The sequence below is a fragment of the Ramlibacter tataouinensis TTB310 genome, from assembly GCF_000215705.1.
Taxonomy (GTDB): Bacteria; Pseudomonadota; Gammaproteobacteria; order Burkholderiales; family Burkholderiaceae_C; genus Ramlibacter; species Ramlibacter tataouinensis.
Map to the genome: position 1 here is coordinate 1894017 of NC_015677.1, position 22927 is coordinate 1916943.

25 protein-coding genes are annotated in these 22927 nt (G+C 69.8%); 22 read left to right on the forward strand and 3 right to left on the reverse strand.

All coding sequences use genetic code 11. The features are described from left to right. The first annotated feature begins 50 nt into the window (after positions 1–50). From RTA_RS09240 to pgeF, 8 genes are read left to right on the forward strand one after another with little or no spacing between them, the layout of a single operon-like run. Positions 51–773 carry a GntR family transcriptional regulator gene (locus RTA_RS09240; protein ID WP_041675257.1) on the forward strand — a complete coding sequence of 241 codons (723 nt, stop codon included), beginning with the start codon at positions 51–53 and terminating at the stop codon, positions 771–773. Next, a complete protein-coding gene (locus RTA_RS09245) occupies positions 770–1465 on the forward strand; it encodes an AzlC family ABC transporter permease (protein ID WP_013901124.1) in 696 nt (231 codons plus the stop codon). Before RTA_RS09240 ends, RTA_RS09245 begins: the two co-directional genes overlap by 4 nt. A gap of 1 nt (position 1466) precedes the next feature. Further along, positions 1467–1772 (forward strand): AzlD family protein, encoded by a 306-nt coding sequence (locus RTA_RS09250; RefSeq protein WP_143762941.1) that lies wholly within the window; start codon positions 1467–1469, stop codon positions 1770–1772. A gap of 44 nt (positions 1773–1816) precedes the next feature. Next, complete coding sequence (locus tag RTA_RS09255; RefSeq protein WP_013901126.1) at positions 1817–3037, forward strand: hypothetical protein; 1221 nt, start codon at positions 1817–1819, stop codon at positions 3035–3037. A 48-nt stretch (positions 3038–3085) separates the two neighbouring features. Beyond that, a complete protein-coding gene (locus RTA_RS09260; protein WP_013901127.1) occupies positions 3086–3763 on the forward strand; it encodes a Vgb family protein in 678 nt (225 codons plus the stop codon). Positions 3764–3805: 42 nt separating this feature from the next. Next, positions 3806–4237, forward strand: coding sequence for a GFA family protein (locus RTA_RS20205; protein WP_013901128.1), 432 nt, complete (start codon positions 3806–3808; stop codon positions 4235–4237). A gap of 32 nt (positions 4238–4269) precedes the next feature. Beyond that, positions 4270–4911, forward strand: coding sequence for a maleylacetoacetate isomerase (gene maiA / locus RTA_RS09265; RefSeq protein WP_013901129.1), 642 nt, complete (start codon positions 4270–4272; stop codon positions 4909–4911). A gap of 5 nt (positions 4912–4916) precedes the next feature. Then, a complete protein-coding gene (pgeF, locus tag RTA_RS09270) occupies positions 4917–5690 on the forward strand; it encodes a peptidoglycan editing factor PgeF (protein ID WP_013901130.1) in 774 nt (257 codons plus the stop codon). Here pgeF and RTA_RS20210 read toward each other — a convergent pair. Then, positions 5622–5930 (reverse strand): hypothetical protein, encoded by a 309-nt coding sequence (locus tag RTA_RS20210; RefSeq protein ID WP_081466248.1) that lies wholly within the window; start codon positions 5928–5930, stop codon positions 5622–5624. The genes pgeF and RTA_RS20210 overlap by 69 nt on opposite strands. A 95-nt stretch (positions 5931–6025) precedes the next feature. Between RTA_RS20210 and phaC the strand changes: the two genes are divergently transcribed. The 3 genes from phaC to phbB are packed head-to-tail and all read left to right on the forward strand — an operon-like array spanning position 6026 to position 9703. Continuing rightward, positions 6026–7714, forward strand: a complete 1689-nt coding sequence (gene phaC, locus RTA_RS09275) for a class I poly(R)-hydroxyalkanoic acid synthase (protein WP_041675259.1) — start codon at positions 6026–6028, stop codon at positions 7712–7714. A gap of 26 nt (positions 7715–7740) precedes the next feature. Continuing rightward, complete coding sequence (locus RTA_RS09280; protein ID WP_013901132.1) at positions 7741–8922, forward strand: acetyl-CoA C-acetyltransferase; 1182 nt, start codon at positions 7741–7743, stop codon at positions 8920–8922. Positions 8923–8965: 43 nt separating this feature from the next. After that, positions 8966–9703: an acetoacetyl-CoA reductase gene (gene phbB, locus RTA_RS09285; protein ID WP_013901133.1), complete on the forward strand. Its 738-nt coding sequence runs from the start codon at positions 8966–8968 to the stop codon at positions 9701–9703. 18 nt (positions 9704–9721) lie between these two features. Here phbB and RTA_RS09290 read toward each other — a convergent pair whose 3' ends face one another. Continuing rightward, complete coding sequence (locus RTA_RS09290; protein ID WP_013901134.1) at positions 9722–10126, reverse strand: hypothetical protein; 405 nt, start codon at positions 10124–10126, stop codon at positions 9722–9724. A gap of 114 nt (positions 10127–10240) precedes the next feature. On the opposite strand from RTA_RS09290, the gene dusA reads away from it, so the two are divergent. From dusA to RTA_RS09335, 9 genes are all read left to right on the forward strand, one after another. Next, positions 10241–11236 carry a tRNA dihydrouridine(20/20a) synthase DusA gene (gene dusA, locus RTA_RS09295; RefSeq protein WP_013901135.1) on the forward strand — a complete coding sequence of 332 codons (996 nt, stop codon included), beginning with the start codon at positions 10241–10243 and terminating at the stop codon, positions 11234–11236. Positions 11237–11295: 59 nt separating this feature from the next. Further along, complete coding sequence (locus tag RTA_RS09300) at positions 11296–13629, forward strand: bifunctional salicylyl-CoA 5-hydroxylase/oxidoreductase (protein WP_013901136.1); 2334 nt, start codon at positions 11296–11298, stop codon at positions 13627–13629. Then, the gene (locus tag RTA_RS09305; RefSeq protein WP_013901137.1) at positions 13626–14483 is read left to right on the forward strand and encodes an enoyl-CoA hydratase family protein; all 858 of its coding nucleotides are present in this window, start codon (positions 13626–13628) and stop codon (positions 14481–14483) included. Before RTA_RS09300 ends, RTA_RS09305 begins: the two co-directional genes overlap by 4 nt. Position 14484: 1 nt before the next feature. Then, complete coding sequence (locus RTA_RS09310) at positions 14485–15654, forward strand: acyl-CoA dehydrogenase family protein (RefSeq protein WP_013901138.1); 1170 nt, start codon at positions 14485–14487, stop codon at positions 15652–15654. After that, positions 15651–16046, forward strand: a complete 396-nt coding sequence (locus tag RTA_RS09315; protein ID WP_013901139.1) for a RidA family protein — start codon at positions 15651–15653, stop codon at positions 16044–16046. Before RTA_RS09310 ends, RTA_RS09315 begins: the two co-directional genes overlap by 4 nt. Positions 16047–16056: 10 nt before the next feature. Beyond that, entirely contained in the window at positions 16057–17235 is a 1179-nt protein-coding gene (locus RTA_RS09320; RefSeq protein WP_013901140.1) for an acyl-CoA dehydrogenase, read from the forward strand. A 103-nt stretch (positions 17236–17338) separates the two neighbouring features. After that, positions 17339–18310: a tripartite tricarboxylate transporter substrate binding protein gene (locus RTA_RS09325; protein WP_013901141.1), complete on the forward strand. Its 972-nt coding sequence runs from the start codon at positions 17339–17341 to the stop codon at positions 18308–18310. Positions 18311–18384: 74 nt separating this feature from the next. After that, complete coding sequence (locus RTA_RS09330) at positions 18385–18618, forward strand: FitA-like ribbon-helix-helix domain-containing protein (protein ID WP_013901142.1); 234 nt, start codon at positions 18385–18387, stop codon at positions 18616–18618. Further along, entirely contained in the window at positions 18615–19052 is a 438-nt protein-coding gene (locus tag RTA_RS09335) for a type II toxin-antitoxin system VapC family toxin (protein WP_013901143.1), read from the forward strand. Before RTA_RS09330 ends, RTA_RS09335 begins: the two co-directional genes overlap by 4 nt. A gap of 2 nt (positions 19053–19054) precedes the next feature. On the opposite strand, the gene RTA_RS09340 is transcribed toward RTA_RS09335, so the two are convergent. Continuing rightward, entirely contained in the window at positions 19055–19690 is a 636-nt protein-coding gene (locus tag RTA_RS09340; protein WP_013901144.1) for a GntR family transcriptional regulator, read from the reverse strand. A gap of 80 nt (positions 19691–19770) precedes the next feature. On the opposite strand from RTA_RS09340, the gene scpA reads away from it, so the two are divergent. Both scpA and meaB read left to right on the forward strand, forming a co-directional pair. Next, a complete protein-coding gene (scpA, locus tag RTA_RS09345) occupies positions 19771–21924 on the forward strand; it encodes a methylmalonyl-CoA mutase (RefSeq protein ID WP_013901145.1) in 2154 nt (717 codons plus the stop codon). Further along, a complete protein-coding gene (gene meaB, locus RTA_RS09350) occupies positions 21921–22919 on the forward strand; it encodes a methylmalonyl Co-A mutase-associated GTPase MeaB (RefSeq protein WP_013901146.1) in 999 nt (332 codons plus the stop codon). The genes scpA and meaB overlap by 4 nt, the downstream gene beginning before the upstream one ends. The last annotated feature ends 8 nt before the right edge of the window (positions 22920–22927 follow it).

A 22927-nucleotide genomic window follows, 5' to 3' on the forward strand; every position in this document is an offset into this window, starting at 1 on the left:
TCCTTTCAAACGGTATACCGAAATTGAGGTTCAGTGTACAGTCCGTTGGCATGAGCCTGCAAGAAACCGTGCTGATGCAGCTGCGCGACCGCATCCTCAGCGGCGAGTTCGAGCCCGGCCAGCGCCTGGCCGAACAGCAGCTGGCCGAGCAGCTGGGCGCCTCGCGCACCCCGGTGCGCGCAGCGCTGGGCACCCTGGAGCAGGAGGGCCTGGTGGAAGCCAACGAGGCCGGCAAGTACCTGGTGCGCCGCTTCACGCCGCGCGAGGTGGCCGACGCCATCGCGGTGCGCGGCCACCTGGAGGGCATGGCGGCGCGGCTGGTGGCCGAGCACGGGCTGCCCCGCCAGCTGCAGCTGGACCTGCAGGCCTGCCTGGAGGAGGGCGACGCCGTGCTGGCCGCCAAGAAGCCCGACTACGACAGCTACGCCGGCTACGCGGCGATGAACGACCGCTTCCACGGCCTGATCCTGCAGGCCTGCGGCAACCGGGCGCTGCAGCGCGCCGTCGCCCTGAACAACTCCCTGCCGTTCGCACCGCCCTCGGCCATGCTGCCCATGCAGTCGGCCCTGCCGCAGGACTGGGACTGGATGCGCTATGCGCACCGGCAGCACCACATGCTGTTCGACGCGCTCCAGCGCGGCGAGGGCGCGCGGGCGCAGGCCCTGGCGATGGAGCACACCGAGGTGGCGCAGATGAACATGCGGCTGGCGCTGGAGCGCCGCGCCGAGACCGAGCGGGTCCTGCCCGCCATGCGCCTGGTGGTGGGGCGGTGACGGCCGCGCCCGTCAGTTTCACGCGCGCCGGCGTGTGGCGCGGGTTCGTGCTGGCCCAGCCCCTGGCGCCGGGCGTGGCGCTGTATGGCCTGGTGTTCGGCGTGCTGGCCGGCGAGCGCGGCCTGTCCTGGCTGCAGGCCCTGCTCATGAGCGTGTTCGTCTATTCCGGCAGCGCGCAGCTGGCGGCCCTGGAGGTTTGGGCCAGCGCCTCGGGCCTGGCGGCGCTGCTGCTCACCATCCTGGCCATCAACGCGCGCTACGTGCTGTACGGCGCCGCGCTGCAGCCTTGGCTGGCGCCCCTGCCGCGCCGCCATGCCCTGGGCAGCCTGTTCCTGCTGGGCGACGGCAGCTGGGTGCTGTCCATGCGTGAGTGGGAGCGGGGCGAGCGCGACGCCGGCTTCGTGCTGGGCAGCGGCCTGGCCGGCCTGCTGCCCTGGCTGGGCGGCACCGTCGCGGGCCACCTGCTCACCAGCGGCCTGCCGGATCCGCGCGCCTGGGGACTGGATTTCATGCTGCCGGCTTTCGCGGCGGCCATCGCCATCTCGGTCTGGCGCGGACGCGGCGACCTGGCCGTGCTGGCGGTGGCGGGGGTCACGGCGCTGCTGCTGCACCGGCTGGTGCCCGGCGGCTGGTACATCGTGGGCGCGGGCCTGGCGGCCGGCGCCATGGGAGCCTGGCGCCATGGGAGGTGAGATGGGCGGTGAAATGGGTTTCTACCTGGCCCTGGCGGCCATGGCCGCGGCCTCGTACGCCTGCCGGGTGGCCGGCTACCTGCTCATGGGCTGGGTCCCCATCACGCCGCGGCTGGAGGCGGCGCTCAAGGCCATGCCGCTGGGCGTGATGGTGGGCATCGTCACGCCGGCCGCGTCGTCGGGCCGCGCGCCCGAGCTGCTGGGCCTGGTGGCCGTGGCGGTGGTGATGCGGCTGAGCGGCAAGGACGTGATCGCCGCCGTCGTCGGCGCGGCGGTGGTGGCGCTGGCGCGCCGCTTCCTCGCCTGATCGGCGCCCGGCGAAGCCCTCGACCGACGAGGTAGGCTCCCGCGATGGATGCCCTGATCGCCGCTTCCGCGCGCGCGCTCGCCGCCGGCGACGCGCTCGGCGCGCTCAAGCGGGTGGCGCTGCGCGACGATCCGCCGGCGCTGGCGCTGCGCGGCATCGCGATGGCGCAGCTGGGCGAGCATGCGCGGGCACGCGATCTCCTGCGGCGTGCCGCCCGCGCGTTCGGCCCGCACGAGGAGGTCGCACGTGCACGCTGCGTGCTGGCCGAGGCCGAAGTCGCGCTGGCCATGCGCGACCTGGGCGGCCCGCCCCGGGTGCTGGCCACGGTGTCGAGCACGCTCGACAAGCACGGCGATCGTGCCAATGCACTGCACGCACGGCTGGTGGCGGCCAGGCGCTTCCTGCTGCTCGGTCGCCTGCCCGATGCCGCGGCCACACTGGAAGCCGTCGACCCACGCGGCCTGCCGCCGGCACTGGCGGCGGTGGCCGAGCTCACTGCCGCCGAGCTGGCCCTGCGCACGCTGCGGTCCGGCCCGGCCCAGGCAGCCCTGGCGCGCGCGCACCAGGCCGCGTATCGCGCCGGCATTCCGTCGCTGATCGCGGAGGTGGCCGAGGCGCGGGCCGCGCTCGACCGGCCTGCGGCCCGGCGCCTCGCGGGCGGCACCGCGCAGGCCTTGCGGCTGGATGAGATCGAGGCATTGCTCGCCGGCGGCGCGCTGGTGCTGGATGCCTGCAGGCGCGGGCTCGCCACGGCCGGCGCGTGGCAGCCACTGGCACGGCGGCCCATCCTGTTCGCGCTGGCGCGCTCGCTGGCGCAGGCCTGGCCGCAGGACGCCGAGCGCGATGCGCTGATCGCGACCGCGTTCCGCACCCGCCGCCCGGACGAGACGCATCGCGCGCGCCTGCGGGTGGAGATCGGGCGCCTGCGCGCGCTCGTCAGGGACATGGCGGGCATCGAAGCGACGCCGCGCGGTTTCGTGCTCCAGCCCCGGGCCGCCTGCGAAGTCGTCGTGCTGGCCCCGCCCATCGACGGCGAGCAGGCCTCGCTGGTGGCCCTGCTCGCCGATGGCGCCGCGTGGTCGACTTCCGCCCTGGCGCTGGCCCTGGGCACCAGCCAGCGCACCGTGCAGCGCGCCGTGGCCGAGCTCGAGGCCGCCGGCCAGGTGCGCGGCATCGGCCAGTCGCGCGCGCGCCGCTGGCTGGCTGCGCCGCTGGTGGATTTCACGACAATCTTGTTACTCCCCGCTTCGCTGCCGGGTGCCTAGAGTCCTCTTACCGCGCCGACCCGAGGCGCCGAAGAAAGGAATCCCGCCATGAGCACCAAGACCCGCAGCCACCCGCCCCAGCCCGCGGCGCGCCCGGCCGAGATCGTGCGCGAGTTCGGCCCGTTCGCCGGCGTGACCCAGGTGCACGGCGTCAGCTACGACGGCACGCGCGTGTGGGCCGCCACGGGCGCGCAACTGCTGGCCATCGATCCCCGAAGCGGCGAGGTCACGCGCTCCCTGCAGCGCACCGGCGATGCCGGCACCGCCTTCGACGGCAAGCACCTCTGGCAGATCGCCGAGTCGCGCATCGACAAGATCGATCCCGCCACGGGCGACGTGGTGGCATCCATCCCGGCTCCCGGCGGCGGCGGCGACTCCGGGCTGACCTGGGCCGAGGGCAGCCTGTGGGTGGGCAACTACCGCGGCCGCAGGATCCACCAGATCGACCCCGCCACCGGCGCCATCCAGCGCACCATCGAATCCAACCGTTTCGTCACCGGCGTGACCTGGGTGGACGGCGAGCTGTGGCACGGCACCTGGGAGGCCGACGAGAGCGAGCTGCGCCGCGTCGATCTGCGCAGCGGTGAAGTGCTCGACAGGCTGCAGATGCCGCCCGGCACCGGCGTGAGCGGCCTCGAATCCGATGGCGCCGATCTGCTGTACTGCGGAGGCGGCGGCAGCGGCAAGGTGCGCGCCGTGCGGCGCCCCAGAGCACAACCCAACTAGACATCCCCATTCCCGCATCAGGCCCGAGCAAGGAACCCAACAATGAACCACGCCTACACCGGCGGATGTGCTTGCGGAACCATTCGATTCGAAGTCACTGGCGGACCCATCGTGATGAACGACTGCCAGTGCCGCGACTGCCAGCGCCGAAGTGGTACCGGGCACGGCTCCTATCTCACGTTCCCGTCGCGCGCAGCCGTGAGGCTGACGGGAGAAGCCAGGCAATGGGAGGTTACCGGCGACGGGGGCACGGTGAAGCGCCACGCTTTCTGTCCCGTCTGCGGTTCACCGGTCTACCTGACGTTTCCCGCGATGCCGCAGCTGTTCATCGTGCATGCCGCGAGTCTCGATGATCCCAGCCGGTACAAGCCGCAATTCGTCACGTACTTGGCAAGCGGTCACGCTTGGGACCCGGTGGACCCGGCCCTGCAAACATTCGAGAAGATGCCTCCGCCCGCGGCATCTTCCGGCTGATCCACGGAGCGCAGGTTTATGCTTGCCGCACCATGAAGCTGTACAACTACTTCCGCTCCTCCGCATCGTTCCGCGTGCGCATCGCGCTCGAGCTCAAGGGCCTGGCGTACGAGTATCTGCCCGTGCACCTGGTCAAGGGCGAGCACAAGCAGCCGCACTACGCCGCCGTGTCGCCCTCGCTGCTGGTGCCCACCCTGGTTACGGACTCGGGCGAGGCGCTGGGGCAGTCCATGGCCATCATCGAGTACCTGGACGAGGTCCATCCGCAGCCGCCGCTGCTGCCCACCGACGCCCTGGGGCGCGCCCGCGTGCGGGCGCTGGCGCAGCTGATCGCCTGCGAGATCCATCCGCTGAACAACCTGCGCGTGCTCAAGTACCTGGTCAAGGAGCTGAAGGTGGAGGAGGAGGCCAAGAACGGCTGGTACCGCCACTGGGTGCGCACCGGTCTGGAGGCCTTCGAGCGCGAACTGGCGCAGCTGCCGCCGGGCACCTACTGCTGGGGCGACACGCCCACCCTGGCCGATTGCTGCCTGGTGCCGCAGATCTTCAACGGCCAACGCTTCAACGTGGACTTCTCCGGCCTGCCGCGCACGATGGCGGCGTTCGATGCCTGCATGCGGCACCCGGCTTTCCAGAAAGCCCAGCCGTCCAGCTGCCCCGACAACGAAGGCTGAGCGCCATGGACGGTGTGCAGCCGCAGTGGCCGGCCCCGCCCGGCGTGCGGGCTTGGTGCAGCACGCGCGCCGGCGGCGTCTCGGCCCCGCCCTACGACAGCATGAACCTGGGGGACCACGTGGGCGACGATTCGGCCGCCGTCCAGGCCAACCGGTCGCGCTTCGCCGGCGCGCTGGATGCACGGCCGGTCTTCCTGCAGCAGGTGCACGGCAGCCATACCGCGGTCCTGGGCCTTGACGCGCGCGACGGCTTGCCGGCCGACGCCTGCGTGACCACCGAGCGCGGCCTGGCCTGCACCATCATGGTGGCCGACTGCCTGCCGGTGCTGCTGTGCGATGCGGCGGGGCGCGCCGTGGCGGCGGCCCATGCCGGCTGGCGCGGCCTAGCGGGTGCGCAGGGACAGGGGATCCTGGAGTCGGTGGTGGCGCGCTTGCAGGCGCTGGCACGGGCTGCCGCTGGCGCCCAGCCTTCCGAGATCCTGGCCTGGTTGGGCCCGTGCATCGGCCCCGATGCGTTCGAGGTGGGGCCCGAGGTCAAGGCCGCGTTCGAAGCGCAGGACGCCGGCGCGGCCGCGCTGTTCCGCCGCGGCGCCCCCGGCAAGTGGCTGGCCGACCTGCCGGGCCTGGCGCGCCGCCGGCTGCAGGCGCTGGGCGTGACACGCGTCCACGGCAACGACGGCGGCGCCGCCTGGTGCACGGTCGGCAACCCCTCAAGGTTCTTTTCGCACAGGCGGGACCGGCTCAGCGGGCGCTTTGCCGCCAGCATCTGGCTGGCCTAAGCCGGCCGGCTGCCCCGCCTGCCGGGCTGCATCCCAGGCGGCCTGCTCAGCCGCTTGCCGCGCGCGGATCGCCCGTTTGCGTGCCGGCGTGCCCAGCAGGTAGAGCACCAGCGCGACCGGCGCGATACCGTAGAGCAAAAAGGTGAACACGGCGCCCAGCACCGTGCCGCTGCTGTGGGTGGCCTCGGCCACCGCCATCATCAGCGCAACGTAGAGCCAGCCCAGGGCGACGATATACATGCGTGGGTTTCAGTTTCAGTTTGCTTCCGAAGCGCAAGGCCACGATGGGATACTGTGGCGGACCCGGCCGCGGCAAGAACATCGGAGACAACGGCATGAATTCTGAAGCAGACTGGACGCAGGCGACGCAGCAGTTCCAGGAACACCTGGGCGAGGGCTGGAAAAAGGCGCTGGAGTCGTTCCAGCGCATGGACCTGGGCGGTCCGCAGGCCGGCGTCGCCAAGCTCAGCTTCCAGCCCGACAAGCTGATGGCCCTGCAGCAGGCCTATGTCAGGGAAGCCTCCGAGCTGTGGAACCAGGGCCTGGCCGGCAATGTCGGCCGGGACAAGCGCTTCGCCGGCGACGCCTGGGCGAGCAACCCGGTGGCCTCGTTCTCCGCGGCGGTCTACCTGCTCAACGCACGCACGCTGCTGGGCCTGGCGGAAGCCGCCGACGCCGACGAGAAGACCAAGGCGCGGCTGCGCTTCGCGGTGGAGCAGTGGATGGCGGCCTCGGCGCCCAGCAACTTCATGGCCCTCAACGCCGAGGCGCAGAAGAGGGCCGTCGAGACCCGAGGCGAGAGCATCGCCCGCGGCATGCAGAACCTGCTCAAGGACATCCAGCAGGGCCATGTGTCCATGACCGACGAGAGCGCCTTCGAGGTCGGCCGCAACGTGGCCACCACCGAGGGCGCGGTGGTGTTCGAGAACGAGCTGTTCCAGCTGATCGAGTACAAGCCGCTCACGCCCAAGGTGTACGAGCGCCCCTTCCTGGTGGTGCCGCCCTGCATCAACAAGTTCTACATCCTGGACCTGCAGCCCGAGAACTCGCTGGTGCGCTACCTGGTCGAACAGGGCCACCGCACCTTCGTGGTGAGCTGGCGCAACCCCGACGATTCGCTCAAGGACAAGACCTGGGACGACTACATCGAAGGTGGCGCGCTGCGCGCCATCGAGGTGACGCAGGAGATCGCGCAGGCGCCGCAGATCAACGCCCTGGGCTTCTGCGTGGGCGGCACCATCCTGGGCACGGCCCTGGCGGTTCAGGCCGCGCGGGGGGAGAAGCCGCTGGCGAGCGTCACCTTCCTGACCACCTTCCTGGACTTCGGCGACACCGGCGTGCTGCAGCTGTTCATCGACGAGAACTTCGTCAAGTTCCGCGAGATGCAGATGGGCGGCAGCGGCCTGCTCAAGGGGCAGGAGCTGGCCTCCACCTTCAGCTTCCTGCGGCCCAACGACCTGGTGTGGAACTACGTGGTGGGCAACTACCTCAAGGGCGAGACGCCCCCGCCGTTCGACCTGCTGTACTGGAACAGCGACTCCACCAACCTGCCGGGCCCGATGTACGCCTGGTACCTGCGCAACACCTACTTCGAGAACAACCTGGCCAAGCCGGGCAAGTGCACGGTGTGCGGCGAGAAGGTCGACCTGCGCAGGATCGACATCCCGGCCTACGTCTACGGCTCGCGCGAGGACCACATCGTTCCCATCGGCGGTGCCTACGCCTCCGTGAACCACCTGTCGGGCAAGAAGCGCTTCGTGATGGGCGCCTCGGGCCACATCGCCGGCGTGATCAACCCGCCGGCCAAGAAGAAGCGGTCCTACTGGACCAACGACCAGCTGCCCAAGACCCATGCCGAGTGGCTGGAGGGCGCGACCGAGCACCCCGGCAGCTGGTGGACCGACTGGTCCGCCTGGCTCAAGCCCCACGCGGGCAAGCAGATTGCCGCGCCGAAATCGTACGGGCGGGGCAAGTACAAGGTCCTCGAACCCGCGCCGGGTCGTTATGTGAAAGCGAAGGCCTGATCCTCGCCAACCCCCAGGAGCTCACCATGGAAGACATCGTCATCGTCTCGGCCGCCCGCACCGCGGTCGGCAAGTTCGGCGGCTCGCTCGCCAAGATCCCGGCCACGGAGCTCGGCTCCGTCGTCATCAAGGAAGCGCTGGCCCGCGCCAGGGTGGATCCCGCCCAGGTGGGCGAGGTGATCATGGGCCAGGTTCTGGCCGCCGGCGCCGGCCAGAACCCGGCGCGCCAGGCGCTGCTGAAGGCCGGCCTGCCCAAGGAGGTTCCCGGCCTGACGATCAACGCGGTGTGCGGCTCGGGCCTGAAGGCCGTGATGCTGGCGGCGCAGGCCGTCGCCTGGGGCGACAGCGAGATCGTGGTGGCCGGCGGCCAGGAGAACATGAGCGCCGCCCCGCACGTGCTGATGGGCTCGCGCGACGGCCAGCGCATGGGCGACTGGAAGATGGTCGATTCCATGATCGTGGACGGCCTGTGGGACGTCTACAACCAGTACCACATGGGCATCACCGCGGAGAACGTGGCCAGGCAGCACAGCATCGACCGTGCTGCCCAGGACGCGCTGGCGCTGGCCAGCCAGCAGAAGGCCGCCGCTGCCCAGGAAGCCGGCAGGTTCAAGGACGAGATCGTGCCGGTCGCCATCCCGCAGAAGAAGGGCGAGCCGCTGCGCTTCGATGCCGACGAGTTCATCAACAAGAAGACCAGCGCCGAGGCGCTGGGCGGCCTGCGCCCGGCGTTCGACAAGGCCGGCACCGTGACCGCCGGCAATGCCTCGGGCATCAACGACGGCGCCGCCGCCGTGGTGGTGATGAGCGCGAAGAAGGCCGCGCAGCTGGGCCTCAAGCCGCTGGCGCGCATCGCCGCCTTCGGCACCTCGGGGCTGGATCCCGCGACCATGGGCATGGGCCCGGTGCCGGCCTCGCGCAAGGCGCTGCAGCGCGCCGGCTGGAACGTGCAGGACGTGCAGCTGTTCGAGCTCAACGAGGCTTTCGCCGCCCAGGCATGCGCGGTCAACAAGGAGCTGGGCATCGACCCGGCCAAGGTCAACGTCAACGGCGGTGCCATCGCCATCGGCCATCCGATCGGCGCCTCGGGCTGCCGCATCCTGGTGACGCTGCTGCACGAGATGCAGCGGCGCGAGGCGCGCAAGGGCCTGGCGGCGCTGTGCATCGGCGGCGGCATGGGGGTTTCCCTCGCGGTGGAACGCGCCTGAGCGAGTAAAAAGAACCGACAGCAACCCTCAAGGAGAGAAGAACATGAGCCAGAAAACTGCCTACGTCACCGGCGGGATGGGCGGCATAGGCACCGCCATCTGCCAGCGCCTGCACAAGGAAGGCTTCAAGGTCATCGCCGGCTGCGGCCCCACCCGCGACTACGTCAAGTGGCTGGGCGAGCAGAAGGACAAGGGCTACACCTTCCACGCCTCGGTCGGCAATGTGGGCGACTGGGGCTCCACGGTGGAGGCCTTCACCAAAGCCAAGGCCGAGCACGGCGCCATCGACGTGCTGGTCAACAACGCCGGCATCACGCGCGACCGCATGTTCCTCAAGATGACGCGCGAGGACTGGGACGCGGTGATCGAGACCAACCTCAACTCCATGTTCAACGTCACCAAGCAGGTGGTGAGCGACATGGTCGAGCGCGGCTGGGGGCGCATCATCAACATCAGCTCGGTCAACGGCGAGAAAGGCCAGGCCGGCCAGACCAACTACTCGGCGGCCAAGGCCGGCATGCACGGCTTCACCATGGCCCTGGCCCAGGAGCTGGCCAGCAAGGGCGTCACGGTCAACACCGTGAGCCCGGGCTATATCGGCACCGACATGGTCAAGGCCATCCGCCAGGACGTGCTGGACAAGATCGTGGCCACCATCCCGGTCAAGCGGCTGGGCATGCCGGAGGAGATCGCGTCCATCATCGCCTGGCTGGCTTCGGAGGAGGGCGGCTACTCGACGGGCGCCGACTTCTCCGTCAACGGCGGCCTGCACATGGGGTAACGCGCAGCACGCTGCGCGTCAGGCCAGGTCTTCGATCACCAGTTTCCCGTACCTCTGGGCATAGGCCACCGGCATGCCCCTGAGCGCGTCCATCACCTTGTCGCTCTCGCGCCCGCCGGGAGCGTGGACCATCAGGCCCCAGTGCCCCTGGCTGGCCAGCTCGGCGAAGCGCCGCACGGTGTCGGCCTCGGTGCCGGCCGAGGGCAGGGGCATGTCGGCATTGCCGACCGTGCGGGCGATCTGGCCGTGGATGATTTCGGGGCTCAGGAGCGAGATGTCGTCGCCCGACATCCCGGCCTCCTGCAGGGCATGCACCGCCTTGTCCACGGTGTCCCGGCCCGGCAGCATCACCACCACGTGCCCGGTCGGATAGAAGACGCCCGACATCGTGGTCATGCTCGAGTCAAGGGTGAATGGCTTCATGTCGGCTCCTTGCGGGCTGTTCAGTCAATGAGCGATTAGCGCGCAAAAAGACCTGCGCGGCTGTCAGCACCCTCGGCCGGCGCGTGTAGGACTTCGACCGCGTACAGTGGCGCCGTGCAAGTTCCCTCCCCGCCGCCCCACCCCTGGCGCCTGAGCGTCGCGCCGATGATGGACTGGACCGACCGCCACTGCCGCTACTTCCACCGGCTGCTGAGCCGGCGCGCGCTGCTGTACACCGAGATGGTGACCACGGGCGCGCTGCTGCACGGCGACGTGCCGCGCCACCTGGACTTCGATGCCGCGGAGCATCCCGTCGCGCTCCAGCTGGGCGGCAGCGAGCCGGCGGACCTGGCCCAGTGCGCGCGGTTGGGCCGGCAATGGGGCTACGACGAGATCAACCTCAACTGCGGCTGCCCCAGCGAGCGGGTGCAGCGCGGTGCCTTCGGCGCCTGCCTCATGGCCGAGCCGCGGCTGGTGGCCGACTGCGTCAAGGCCATGGTCGACGCGGTCGACCTGCCGGTGACGGTCAAGCACCGCATCGGCATCGACAAGACCGAAAGCTATGACTTCGTGCGCGACTTCGTCGGCACCGTGGCCGAAGCCGGCTGCCGCGTCTTCATCGTCCATGCGCGCAATGCCTGGCTGCAGGGCCTGTCGCCCAAGGAGAACCGCGAGGTGCCGCCGCTGCGCTACGAGCTGGTGCATCGGCTCAAGCGCGACTTCCCCGGGCTGGTGATCGCCATCAACGGCGGCGTCACCGCCGACGACCAGGTGGCCGGGCAGCTGCAGGTGCTCGACGGCGTGATGGTCGGGCGGCAGGCCTACCACCAGCCCTGGTGGCTGGCGTCCTGGGACGCGGCGTTCCTGGGCGCCCCGGCCCGCGAACTGTCGCGCGAGACCGTCGAGGAGCAGATGGTGGGCTACATGGAGCGCCAGGCGCAGGCCCACGGCACCCCGTGGCATGCCGTCGCCCGCCACATGATGGGCTTGTACAACGGGCTGCCCGGTGCGCGGCGCTGGCGCCAGGTCTGGAGCGACCACCGGCTCAAGGGCCGGCCGGCCCGCGAGGTGATGGCCATGGCGCACCGCCGGGAGCCATTGGCTGCCTAGCCACCAAGCAGCAATTGCTTTAAACTTAAAATATCTAGGTTTGTAGCAAAGAGGCAAGCATGCGCATCGTCTGCATCGGCGGCGGCCCGGCCGGCCTGTACTTCGCCCTGCTGATGAAGAAGCAGGATCCCGCCCACCGCATCACCGTGGTCGAGCGCAACCGGCCGTACGACACCTTCGGCTGGGGCGTGGTGTTCTCCGACCAGACGCTGGGCCACCTGCAGGAGGCCGACCCCGAAACGGCCGCCGAGATCCTGGGCGCCTTCAACCACTGGGACGACATCGAGGTCAACATCCGCGGCCGGCGCGTCACCTCGGGCGGCCACGGCTTCTGCGGCATCGGCCGCAAGCGCCTGCTCAACATCCTGCAGCGGCGCTGCGAGCAGCTGGGGGTGGAGCTGCGGTTCGAGACCGACGTCCAGGACGACCAGCAGTACCGCGACGCCGACCTCGTCATCGCCAGCGACGGCCTGAACAGCCGCATCCGCACCAAGTACGCGGCCACCTACCAGCCCGACATCGACCTGCGCGACTGCCGCTTCGTCTGGCTGGGCACGCACAAGAAGTTCGACGCCTTCACCTTCGCCTTCGAGAAGACCGAGCACGGCTGGTTCCAGGCCCATGCCTACCAGTTCGACGGCGACACCTCCACCTTCATCGTCGAGACGCCGGAGGAGGTCTGGCTCAAGCACGGCCTCGACCGGATGGAGAAGGAGGAGGCCATCGCCTTCTGCGAGCGCCTGTTCGCCAGGTACCTGGACGGGCACAGGCTGATGTCCAACGCGTCCCATCTGCGCGGCTCGGCGCAGTGGATCCGTTTCCCCCGGGTGGTGTGCAAGACCTGGGTGCACCACAACGGCACAGCGCCGGTGGTGCTGATGGGCGACGCCGCCCACACCGCCCATTTCTCCATCGGCTCGGGCACCAAGCTGGCGCTGGAGGACGCGATCGAGCTGGCCCGCTGCATGGGCAGCGCCCCCGACCTGAACCAGGCGCTCAAGACCTACGAGGCCGTGCGCAGCGTCGAGGTGCTGAAGATCCAGAACGCGGCGCGCAACTCCACCGAATGGTTCGAGCACGTGGCGCGCTACGAGAGCCTGCCGCCCGAGCAGTTCGCCTACTCGCTGCTCACCCGCAGCCAGCGCATCAGCCACGAGAACCTGCGGGTGCGCGACAGGCGCTACGTGGAGGGCTACGAGGACTGGATCGCCCAGCGCTCGGGAGTCGAGCGGCAGCCGGCGCGCCAGCCCATCCCGCCCATGTTCACGCCGTTCCGGCTGCGCGGCACCACGCTCAAGAACCGGGTGGTGGTCTCGCCCATGGCGCAGTACTCCTGCGTCGACGGCCTGCCCGGCGACTTCCACCTGGTGCACCTGGGCGCGCGGGCCCTGGGCGGGGCCGGCCTGGTGGTGGCCGAGATGACCTGCACCTCGCCCGATGCGCGCATCACCCCCGGCTGCCCGGGCCTGTGGAACGGGGAGCAGCAGTCGGCCTGGAAGCGCATCGTTGATTTCGTCCACGCCCAGGGCGACGCCAAGATCGGGATGCAGCTGGGCCATGCCGGGCCCAAGGGCTCCACGCGGGTGCCCTGGGAGGGCGGCGAGGACCAGCCGCTGGCCGAGGGCAACTGGCCGCTGATCGCCGCCTCGCCACAGCAGTACGTGGACGGCGTGAGCGACTGGGCACGCGCCATGACGCGCGAGGACATGGAGCGCGTGCTAGGCGACTTCGTGCGCAGCACCGTGCTGGCGGCCCAGGCCGGCTTCGACTGGCTGGAACTGCACTGCGCCCACGGCTACCTGCTGTCCAGCTTCATCTCGCCGCTGACCAACCAGCGCACCGACGAGTACGGCGGCTCCCTGGAGAACCGGCTGCGCTACCCGCTGGAGGTGTTCCGCGCGATGCGCGGCGCCTGGCCCGAGCACCTGCCGATGTCGGTGCGCATCTCGGCGCACGACTGGGTGCCCGGCGGCATCACGCCCGACGACGCGGTGGCCATGGCGCGGCATTTCAAGGCGGCCGGCTGCGACCTGATCGACGTGTCCTCCGGCCAGGTCAGCAAGCAGCAAAAGCCGGTGTACGGCCGCATGTACCAGACGCCGTTCTCGGACCGCATCCGCAACGAGGTGGGCATCGCCACCATGGCGGTGGGCGCCATCGCCGAGGCCGACCACGTCAACAGCATCATCGCCGCCGGCCGGGCCGACCTGTGCGCGGTGGCCCGCCCGCACCTGGCCAACCCGGCCTGGACGCTGCTGGAGGCGGCGCGCATCGGCTACACCGAGGTGGGCTGGCCGCGCCAGTACCTCTCGGGCAAGACGCAGCTGGAGCGCAACCTCGAGCGCGAGAAAGCCCTGGCGGCTGCCGCGCCCCAGGAAGAAAGGCAACTATGAACCAGGCTCCCCGACTCGATCCGGCCCTGGCCGCCGGCAACCACCAGTTCCTGGCCGACTACCAGGCCCGGCATTTCAAGTGGGAAGCCGCCGGCGGCGTGGCGACCATCACGCTGAACCGGCCCGAGCGCAAGAACCCGCTGACCTTCGACTCGTACGCCGAGCTGCGCGACCTGTTCGGCCGGCTCCGGTACGCGCAGGACGTCAAGGCCGTGGTGGTGGCCGGCGCCGGTGACAACTTCTGCTCCGGCGGCGACGTGCACGAGATCATCGGCCCGCTGGTGCGGCTGAAGGCGCCCGAGCTGCTGATGTTCACCCGCATGACCGGCGACCTGGTCAAGGCCATGCGCGCCTGCCCGCAGCCCATCGTGGCCGCGGTCGACGGCGTGTGCGCGGGCGCCGGCGCCATCGTGGCCATGGCGTCCGACATGCGCCTGGGCACGGCGCGCAGCAAGACCGCCTTCTTGTTCAACCGCGTCGGCCTGGCCGGCTGCGACATGGGCGCCTGCGCCATCCTGCCGCGCCTCATCGGCCAGGGCCGCGCCAGCGAACTGCTCTACACCGGCCGCGCGCTGGGCGGCGAGGAGGGCGAGCGCTGGGGCTTCTTCAACCGCCTGTGCGCGCCCGAGCAGGTGCTGGCCGAAGCCACGAGCCTGGCGCGCAGCCTGGCCGAGGGGCCGACCTTCGCCAACGGCATCACCAAGACCATGCTGCACCAGGAATGGGCCATGACCCTGGAGCAGGCCATCGAGGCCGAGGCGCAGGCCCAGGCGATCTGCATGATGACCGAGGACTTCTCGCGGGCCTACCACGCCTTCGTCGCCAAGCAGAAGCCCAGATTCGAGGGCAACTGACGTGGCTGACACCCGTTACCTGGACTGGCCGTTCCTGGAGGACCGGCACCGCCAGCTAGCCCGCGAACTGGACGCCTGGGCGGCGCAGAACATCCCCCATGGCCACGGCCCCGACGTGGACGCCGAGTGCCGCGAGCTGGTGCGGCGCCTGGGGCAGGGCGGCTGGCTGCACCACGCCGTGGCGGGCGGGCCCGGCACGGGCGCGGCCATCGACACCCGCGCCATCTGCCTGATCCGCGAGACCCTGGCCCGCCACAGCGGCCTGGCCGATTTCGCCTTCGCCATGCAGGGGCTGGGATCCGGTGCCATCAGCCTGCACGGCACGCCGGCGCAGACAGAAAGGTACCTTGCCCGGGTGGCCCGGGGCGAGGCGATCGCGGCCTTCGCGCTGTCCGAGCCCGAGGCCGGCTCCGACGTGGCGGCGATGCAGTGCAGCGCCCGCGTCGAGGGCGACCATGCGGTGCTGGACGGCGAGAAGACCTGGATCTCCAACGGCGGCATCGCCGACTTCTACGTGGTGTTCTGCCGCACGAACGAAGCGCCGGGCGCCCGCGGCATCTCGGCCTTCATCGTGGATGCAGGGACACCGGGCTTCGAGATCGCCGAGCGCATCCACGTCATCGCGCCGCACCCGCTCGCCCGGCTGCGCTTCACGAACTGCCGCATCCCGCTCAGCCAGCGCATAGGCGCAGCCGGCGAGGGCTTCAAGATCGCGATGCGCACCCTGGACGTGTTCCGCACCTCGGTGGCCGCCGCCGCGCTGGGCTTTGCCCGCCGCGCCCTGGACGAGGCGCTGCGGCGCGCCACCACCCGCAGGATGTTCAACCAGGCCCTGGCCGACTTCCAGCTGACCCAGGCCAAGCTGGCCGGGATGGCCACCACCATCGACAGCTCGGCCCTGCTGGTCTACCGCGCCGCCTGGCAACGCGACCAGGGCCGCAACGTCACGCGCGAAGCCGCCATGGCCAAGCTCACCGCCACCGAGGGCGCGCAGCAGGTGATCGACGCCGCGGTGCAGATCTTCGGCGGGCTGGGCGTGGTCAGCGGGCAGGTGGTGGAGAGCCTGTACCGCGAGATCCGCGCGCTGCGCATCTACGAAGGCGCGAGCGAGGTGCAGCAGCTCATCATCGCCCGCGAACTGCTCAAGGACCCCCAGGAGACCTCCCCGTGAACCAAGTCATCCTTCCCGAGGGCTGGCCCCGGCCCAAGGGCTACGCCAACGGCGTGCTGGCCCGCGGCCGGCAGCTCTACATCGCCGGCATGATCGGCTGGGACGCCCAGGAGCGCTTTCCCAGCGACGATTTCGCCGACCAGGCCCGGCAGGCGCTCAAGAATGTCGCCGAGGTGCTGCGCGAAGCCGGCGGCAGGCCCGAAAATATCGTCCGCATGACCTGGTACGTGACCAGCAAGCGCGAGTACCTGGAGGCCGGGCGCCGCATCGGCCAGGCCTTCCGCGAGCTGATCGGGCACTATGACATCGCCATGACGGCGGTGCAGGTCAGCGCCCTGATCGAGGACCACGCCAAGGTCGAGATCGAAGTGACGGCCGTGCTGCCTGACTAAGGAGATTCTGATGGCTTCCAAAGCCGCGTTCCACTGGGACGACCCGCTGCTGCTGGAGCAGCAGCTGACCGACGACGAGCGTGCCGTGCGCGACGCGGCCCACGCCTACTGCCAGGAGAAGCTGGCGCCCCGCGTGCTGGAGGCTTTCCGCACGGAAACCACCGACCCGGCGATCTTCCGGGAGATGGGCGAGATGGGCCTGCTGGGTCCCACCATCCCCGAGACCTATGGCGGCGCCGGCCTGGACTACGTGTCCTACGGCCTGATCGCCCGCGAGGTCGAGCGCGTGGACTCGGGCTACCGCTCCATGATGAGCGTGCAGTCCTCGCTGGTGATGGTGCCCATCTTCGAATTCGGCAACGAGGCGACCAAGCGGAAGTACCTGCCCAGGCTGGCCACCGGCGAGTACATCGGCTGCTTCGGCCTGACCGAGCCCAACCACGGCTCCGACCCGGCCAGCATGATCACCCGCGCCCGCAAGGTCGATGGCGGCTATCGGCTCACCGGCAGCAAGATGTGGATCTCCAACTCGCCGTTCGCCGACGTGTTCGTGGTCTGGGCCAAGGACGACGAGGGCGCCATCCGCGGCTTCGTGCTGGAAAAAGGCTGGAAAGGCCTGTCGGCGCCCAAGATCAAGGGCAAGGTCGGCCTGCGCGCCTCGGTCACCGGCGAGATCGTCATGGACGAGGTGTTCTGCCCCGAGGAGAACGCCTTCCCCGAGGTGCGCGGCCTGAAGGGCCCGTTCACCTGCCTGAATTCCGCCCGCTACGGCATCGCCTGGGGGGCGCTGGGCGCGGCCGAGGACTGCTGGCACCGCGCCCGCCAGTACGTGCTGGACCGCAAGCAGTTCGGCAAGCCGCTGGCGGCCAACCAGCTGGTGCAGAAGAAGCTGGCGGACATGCAGACCGAGATCACGCTGGGCCTGCAGGGCTGCCTGCGGCTGGGCCGCATGAAGGACGAGGGCACGGCCGCGGTGGAGATCACCTCCATCATGAAGCGCAACTCCTGCGGCAAGGCGCTGGACATCGCCCGCGTGGCGCGCGACATGATGGGCGGCAACGGCATCAGCGACGAGTTCGGCGTGGCCCGGCACCTGGTCAACCTGGAAGTGGTGAACACCTATGAAGGCACGCACGACATCCACGCGCTGATCCTGGGGCGGGCGCAGACGGGCATCGCGGCGTTCTGAAGGCGGCCGCGCCCCCGGCGGGTGCTGGAAAACGCTAGTGCCGCAGCCGCCCCGGCGGCGCCCGCCCTGTGCAGAATGGTCCGACCACAACGGAGACATCTGCATGAATGCACCACGCATGGGGCAGCTGCTGTGCGCGGCCGTGCTGGCCCTCGCATCCCTCGGGGCCGCGGCCCAAACGGCAGCCTGGCCCAGCAAGCCCATCCGCATCGTCGTCACCTTCCCGCCGGGCGGCGCGCCCGACACGCTGGCGCGCGTGCTGGCCGACAAGTGGGCCGCGCTTGGCCAGCCGGTCACGGTGGACAACAAGCCGGGCGCCGGCGGCAACATCGGCGCCGACTTCGTCGCCAAGAGCGCGCCGGACGGGCACATGCTGGTGGTGGGCACGGTGGGCACGCACGCCATCAACGCGTCGCTCTACCCGAACCTTTCCTACCACCCGCAGAAGGATTTCACGCCCATCAGCTTCCTGGCGTCCACGCCCAACCTGCTGGTGGTCAACAACTCGGTGCCGGCCAAGACGGTTCCGGAGCTGATCGACCTGGCCAAAAAGACGCCGCTGACCTTCGGCTCCAGCGGCAGCGGCACCTCCATCCACCTGTCGGGCGAGCTGTTCAACACCATGGCCGGGGTGAAGATGCAGCACATCCCCTACAAGGGCCGGGCGCAGGCCATCCCCGACCTGCTGGGCGGGCGCATCAGCATGATCTTCGACAACATGCCCTCGGCCCTGCCGCTGGTGAAGTCCGGCGAGCTGCGCGCCGTCGCGGTCACCAGCGCCAGCCGGTCGGCGGCGGCGCCCAACATCCCCACCATCGCCGAGTCCGGCCTGCCGGGCTTCGAGGCCACTTCCTGGTTCGCGCTGTTCGCGCCGGCCGGGGTGCCGCGCGAGGTGCAGATGAAGATCAACGCCGAGACTGCGCGCGTGCTGGCCCTGCCCGACGTGAAGGACAAGCTGGCCACCCTGGGCCTGGACCCCAACCCCGGCACGCCCGAGCAGCTGGCGGCGCAGGTGCAGTCCGAGATCACCAAGTGGGCCAAGGTGGTGAAGGAGTCGGGGGCGAAGCCGGATTGAAGCCCGGTCAGAGTGTTGGTTGATATCAGAAGGGGTTTTTGATATCATGGGCTCCCTCAGCCAGGGGCCCCCCAATGCCTGCCGTCACTGTTCGCAATCTCACTGAAGCGACCCATCGCGCACTCAAGAGCCGTGCCGCTCGACATGGGCGAAGCACCGAAGCCGAGATCCGGGCCATCCTGGAAGAGTCGGTGCGCCCCCGGGTGGGCCTGGGCAGCCAGTTGCTGGCCGTGGGTCGCCGTCTGGGCGGTGTCGAGTTGCCGCTGGTGCGCGACAAGACGCCGGTGGCGCCGGCGACTTTCGAATGATCATTCTCGATACGAACGTCGTTTCGGAACCGCTCAAGCCCCAGCCCGAGCCAGCCGTTTTGAGGTGGCTGGACGCGCAGGATCCACAAACGCTGTATCTCACGGCGGTCAACCTGGCCGAGCTGCTGGCTGGTGTTGGAGCGCTGGCGGCAGGCCCTAGGCGGGCTGGGTTGGAACGGGCATTCGATACGCAGGTGCTGCCGCTGTTCGACGGGCGCATCCTGGCTTTCGATGAACCAGCGGCGCGATCCTTTGCCCGCGTGGCTGCTTCGGCCCAGGCTGCCGGCAACCCCATCGGTTTCGCCGACGCAGCCGTTGCCGCCATCGGTGCGGCGAATGGCTTCCTGATCGCGGCGCGCAATGTGCGCGACTTCCGCGGTACCGGTGTGGACGTGATCAATCCGTGGGAAGCCGAGGCAGCCAAACCGGGTTGAGTTCAGCCCGCTGCCTCCAACCCGTTCCTGAAGTGCCGCTGCATGCGCGCGATGGCGGCCGCCGCATCGCGCCGGGCCAGGGCCTCCATCACCTGCGCATGCTCCGCCAGCGACTCCTCGATGCGCCCGGATTTGAGCAGCGAGTTGTGGCGGTTGAGCTTCATCACCTTGCGCAGGTCGGCCACCATCTGGTTGCGCCAGCGGTTGCCGGCGATCTCCAGCAGCCGCATGTGGAAGCGCTCGTTCAGGGCGAAGAACTTCTCGCGGTTGCGCGTGGCGCCTGCCAGTTCCTTGTGGATGGCCTGCAGCTCGCGGATCTCGCCATCGCTGGCTTTTTCGGCCACCACGCCGGCGGCGTCGCTCTCCAGCAGGGAGAGCAGGTGGTAGACCTCGGCCAGGTCCTGCTCGGACACCTCGGTGACGTAGGCACCGCGGCGCACCTTCATGGTCACCAGCCCTTCGGCGGCCAGGACCTTGAGCGCCTCGCGCAGGGGAGTGCGGCTGATGCCGTACTCCTGCGCCAGCTTGACCTCGTCGATCCAGCTGCCCGGCTCCAGCTCGCGCCGGAAGATGCGCTGGCGCAGCAGTTCGGCCACCTCTTCGTAGAGGGCGCGCGGGGCAAGCGAGATGGCGGACATGGCCGCGATTCTAGGACCCGCTGCATTCTTTATCAATAATTATGAATGCGGTAGACTCGAATCCCCGCTGGAAAACTCCCATGAGCCAAGCCCCCGAATTCCCACCCGCTACCCTGGAAGCCTGGGCCAAGGCGGCCGCCAAGTCCACGCCGGGCGGGCGGCTGGAAGCCCTGAACTGGGTCACGCCCGACGGCATCGCCGTCAAGCCGCTGTACACCGCGGCCGATCTGCGGGGCCTGCCGCACACCGACACGCTGCCGGGCTTCGAGCCCTACATCCGCGGCCCGCAGGCCACCATGTACGCCGTGCGGCCCTGGACCATCCGCCAGTACGCGGGCTTTTCCACCGCCGAGGAATCCAACGCCTTCTACCGCAAGGCGCTGGCCGCGGGCGGGCAGGGCGTGTCGGTGGCGTTCGACCTGGCCACCCACCGCGGCTACGACAGCGACCACCCGCGCGTGACCGGCGACGTGGGCAAGGCCGGCGTGGCCATCGACTCGGTGGAGGACATGAAGATCCTGTTCGACGGCATCCCGCTGGACAAGGTGTCCGTGTCCATGACCATGAACGGCGCCGTGCTGCCGGTGCTGGCGGGCTACATCGTGGCGGCCGAGGAGCAGGGCGTTGCGCAGGACCAGCTGTCCGGGACCATCCAGAACGACATCCTCAAGGAGTTCATGGTCCGCAACACCTACATCTACCCGCCGCAGCCGTCGATGCGCATCATCGGCGACATCATCGAGTACACGGCGAAGAACATGCCGAAGTTCAACTCGATCTCGATCTCCGGCTACCACATGCAGGAGGCGGGGGCCAACCAGGCGCTGGAGCTGGCCTTCACCCTGGCCGACGGCAAGGAGTACGTGAAGACGGCGGTGTCCAAGGGCCTCCAGGTCGACGAGTTCGCCGGCCGCCTGTCGTTCTTCTGGGCGATCGGCATGAACTTCTACCTGGAGATCGCCAAGATGCGGGCGGCGCGCCTCCTGTGGTGCCGCATCATGAAGGGCTTCGGCGCCAGCAACCCCAAGAGCCTGATGCTGCGCACGCACTGCCAGACCTCGGGATGGTCTCTGACCGAGCAGGACCCCTACAACAACGTGGTGCGCACCACCATCGAGGCCATGGCCGCGGTGTTCGGCGGCACGCAGTCGCTGCACACGAATTCATTCGACGAGGCGATCGCGCTGCCTTCCGAGACCTCCTCGCGCATCGCGCGCAACACCCAGCTGATCATCCAGGAGGAGACCCACATCACCAGCGTGATCGATCCCTGGGCCGGCAGCTACATGATGGAGAAGCTGACGCAGGACATGGCCGACGCCGCCTGGAAGATCATCGAGGAGGTCGAGGCCCTGGGCGGCATGACCCGCGCGGTGGACTCCGGCTGGGCCAAGCTCAAGATCGAGGCGGCCGCCGCCGAGAAGCAGGCGCGCATCGACTCGGGCAAGGACGTCATCGTGGGCGTCAACAAGTACCGCCTGGCCAAGGAGGATCCGGTCGACATCCTGGAGGTGGACAACGTCAGGGTGCGCGAGCAGCAGATCGCCCGGCTGAAGGCCATCAGGCAAAAGCGCGATGCGGCCCGCGTCGAGGCGGCGCTCGCGGCCATTACCTCGATCGCGGAAGCCGGCCAGGGCAACCTGCTGGCCGCCAGCATCGAGGCGATCCGCGCCCGCGCCACGGTGGGCGAAGTGTCCGATGCACTGGAAAAGGTTTTCGGGCGCCACCGCGCCGACACGCAGAAGGTGACCGGTGTGTACGCAGCCGCCTACGACTCGGCCGAAGGCTGGGAGAAACTCAAGGGCGAGATCGCCCGCTTCGCGCAGGAGCAGGGTCGCCGCCCGCGGGTGATGATCGCCAAGCTGGGCCAGGACGGCCATGACCGCGGCGCCAAGGTGGTGGCCACGGCGTATGCCGACCTGGGCTTCGACGTGGACATGGGCCCGCTGTTCCAGACGCCCGAGGAATGCGCCCGCCAGGCGATCGAGAACGACGTGCATGCGGTGGGCGTCTCCACCCTGGCCGCCGGCCACAAGACGCTGGTGCCCGCCATCATCGGGGAGCTGCGCCGCCAGGGCGCCGACGACATCATCGTCTTCGTCGGCGGCGTGATCCCGCAGCAGGACTACGACTTCCTGTACCAGGCCGGCGTCAAGGGCATCTACGGCCCGGGCACGCCCATCCCCGCCAGCGCCAAGGACGTGCTGGAGCAGATCCGCAAGGCCCTGGCTTGAACAGCCCGCTGGCCCTGGCCGAGCAGGTGCGCTGCGGCACGGCCGTGCCGCAGCGCCGCGCCATCGCCAAGGCCATCACGCTGTTGGAGTCCACCCGTACCGACCACCGGGCGCAGGCCGACGAGCTGCTGACGGCGCTGCTGCCGCACACGGGCCAGGCCTTCCGCCTCGGGCTGTCCGGCGTGCCGGGGGTGGGCAAGAGCACCTTCATCGAGGCGCTGGGCCTGTACCTGATCGCGCTGGGGCACCGCGTGGCGGTGCTGACCATCGACCCGTCCAGCAGCGTCTCGGGCGGCTCCATCCTGGGCGACAAGACGCGCATGGAGCGGCTGTCGGTGCACGAGAAGGCCTACATCCGCCCCAGCCCGTCCAGCGGCACCCTGGGCGGCGTGGCCGAGAAGACGCGCGAGGCCATGCTGGTGTGCGAGGCCGCGGGCTACGACATCGTGATCGTCGAGACCGTGGGCGTGGGCCAGAGCGAGACCGCGGTGGCCGGCATGACCGACATGTTCGTGCTGATGCAGCTGCCCAACGCCGGCGACGACCTGCAGGCCATCAAGAAGGGCGTGATGGAGCTGGCCGACCTGGTGGCGATCAACAAGGCCGACCTGGACCCGGACGCCGCCGTGCGGGCGCAGGCCCAGATCACCAGCGCGCTGCGGCTGTTCACGCAGCACGGGCGCGACCGCGGGCAATGGATGCCGCAGGTGCTGCAGCTCAGCGCCTTGAGGAACACCGGCGTCGACGCCTTCTGGGCCGCGGTGGACAGGTTCCGCGGGATCCAGGCCGCCGAGGGCCGCCTGCAGGCGCGCCGCCGCCAGCAGGCCCTGGCCTGGATGTGGGAGCGCATCGAGGCCGGCCTGAAGCAGGACTTCCGCCAGCATCCGGCCGTGCAGGCGCTGCTGCCGCAGCTGACGGTCGATGTCGAGGCGGGGCGCCTGCCGGCCTCCACCGCCGCGCGACACCTGCTCGCCGCCCGCACACAGGCGGCCTGAGCGGCACG